This window comes from Candidatus Aquicultor sp., assembly GCF_054640775.1.
In genome coordinates, this window is sequence record NZ_JBTSLF010000326.1 from 1837 (window position 1) to 2622 (window position 786).

At 45.0% G+C, this 786-nt stretch carries 2 protein-coding genes; both read right to left on the bottom strand.

Annotation, left to right across the window (positions count from 1 at the left end):
- Positions 1-608: HDOD domain-containing protein (locus ACYC56_RS14855; RefSeq protein ID WP_461374951.1), on the bottom strand; the 608-nt coding region annotated here is incomplete at its 3' end.
- Positions 583-786: hypothetical protein (locus tag ACYC56_RS14860; protein ID WP_461374952.1), on the bottom strand; the 204-nt coding region annotated here is incomplete at its 5' end. The genes ACYC56_RS14855 and ACYC56_RS14860, both read right to left, overlap by 26 nt.

Consider the following 786-nt stretch of genomic DNA (forward strand, 5'->3'; position numbering starts at 1 on the left):
GCTTGAATGATGGAAGAGGGAAACCGCCACCTTTCCGCGATGAGTGCTCCCGTCTCTGAGTGGTCCATTCCGAAAACTGTCATTTCGGCAACATGAAGGGACTGTTTAGTCCTCTTGGAAAGGGCCAGGGCGGCCGCAAATTGATCTTCTGAAAATTCAAAAAAAACCAATTTGCCGATATCATGCAATACTCCGGTTACGAAAAAATTTTCCTGATTTGGCAAACCCTGAATTTGTCCAATCAACCTGGTGGCTATCCCGACAGCAATCGAATGTCCCCAAAAATCCACAGGCCGGAAATCTAAAACGGCTTCTTTTTTTAAGAAAAAATCCATGATGTAAGATGCCAGGATCAAATTGTATATTTCATTGAAACCAAGAATGACAATAGCCCGAGAGACCGTATCAATCTGCCCGGAAAAACCGTAAAAAGGAGAATTGACGACTTTTAGAACTTTCGTGGTTGAGGCTTGGTCGCAAGCAATGATATTGGTGACATCTTGAGTGGTTGACTTGGGATCGGCCAAGGTATCCACCAAAGAGGAGTAAACCGTCGGCAGGGTTGAAAATTCCTTAATATTTTTAATGAGCTGGCTTGCTATCGCCATAATAACGGTATCCTCTCAGACCAACTTCATCCTTTGGCCGTCCCTGTCCGAAAAGGGGGACGGCCAGGAGTTTTATGTCAAACATCCCCACCGGGTTCCTAAGAAATTCCTTGTAAGGAACGTTGAGCGGCCTGTTGAACGGCCAGATCAATAATTTCTTTCTCCAACGGACTTTGAG